This window comes from Thauera aminoaromatica S2, assembly GCF_000310185.1.
Classification (GTDB): domain Bacteria; phylum Pseudomonadota; class Gammaproteobacteria; order Burkholderiales; family Rhodocyclaceae; genus Thauera; species Thauera aminoaromatica.
Map to the genome: position 1 here is coordinate 1 of NZ_AMXD01000286.1, position 1,277 is coordinate 1,277.

Here is a 1,277-nt window from a genome sequence, read left to right on the forward strand (position 1 = left end):
GGGCACCTCGAATAACCCGAGGTTTTCAGTGAATCCCGCCGCGCAATGATGACCGCGACCGAGTTCGGTCCAATTTCTCTGGCAACCCACCGTCTTTCTCGGCGGGGTTGCCCCGTTTTTGCCTCGAATCGCCCCAGGCATCGGCGATTTGGCCCACTTCGGGTGTCAGAAGGCCTGGATTCCGGCCTTCTGGAAATACGTCAGCCGCTTCAGGTTGTAGCAGGCGGCCATCATCGTCATCGCGAAGCTCGCCCGCGCCTGGCCGATGGTGCGCAGCAACTTGCCACCCATCTGCTCGATGGCGGCAAACACATGCTCGACTCGGGCGCGCGTTTTGGCGATGCGCTGGTTACGCCGCTGCTGGCACTCGGACAGCGGCTTGTTACGCTTGCCCTTCCTCTGGATCTGATTCCGGAAGCCCTTCTCTTTGAGCCAGGCTTCACGCGCCTCGGACGGGTAGCCCCGGTCGGCATAGACGTCCCGACTCGTGTTGCCCGCATCGAAGACGTTGTCGAAGTGCTGGCTGTCGTGCGTACTCGCCGTGTCGGTCTCGATTCGGCGAATGATCTTGTATTTCTTGTCGACGTTGATCGAGAGCTTGTAGCCGAAGTGGCTCTTGCCGTGCTTCTTGGTCCAGGTGGCGTCGATGTCCCTCTGCCGCCGCTTCGCAGGCTTCCAATCGGCGGGCATCGCACCTTGCTCGATCAGTTCCTTCTCGCCTCGGCTGTTGTGCTGCTTGGGGGCGGGGACCAAGGTGGCGTCGATGATTTGACCGCCGCGCGCGATGAAACCCTTCCTGAGCAGCTGCGCCGAGACGCCGTCAAAGAGCGCCTTGGCACCGGCTTCACCGATCCGGTTCTCGAAGGTCCATACGGTAGTGCGGTCCGGGACATTGGTCGCGTTCGCCAGTCCGCAGAAGCGCTTGTAGCTCATCCGGTCGAGCAACTGGTACTCCATCTGCTCGTCGGACAGGTTGTACAGGCGCTTGAGCACCAGGATCCGTACCATGGTCTCGGTCGGGTACGGCGGGCGCCCGCCCTGCGCGCTCACCGGGCGCGGCGCAACCTCATCCACCTCGGCCGCCAACGCCGCAAAGTCGATGTGCGACTCGATCTCGACCAGCGGGTCGCCCAGCGAGTCGAGCTTCTTGCGGTGGTGTTCGTCAGCGAACAGGTCAGTCTTGATAGCGCTACGCGGTTTCATCGGTGCAGGTTGCTGGGTTCAGGACGTCGTAATTTTAGCAAGGGCGGGCGGGACGGAGGTTTTTCGAGGCGCCC

1 protein-coding gene is annotated in these 1,277 nt (G+C 62.3%); it reads right to left on the minus strand.

Annotation, left to right across the window (positions count from 1 at the left end):
- Nucleotides 1–165: 165 nt before the first annotated feature.
- The gene (locus C665_RS19600; RefSeq protein ID WP_004265463.1) at nucleotides 166–1,203 is read right to left on the minus strand and encodes an IS5 family transposase; all 1,038 of its coding nucleotides are present in this window, start codon (nucleotides 1,201–1,203) and stop codon (nucleotides 166–168) included.
- Nucleotides 1,204–1,277 lie beyond the last annotated feature (74 nt).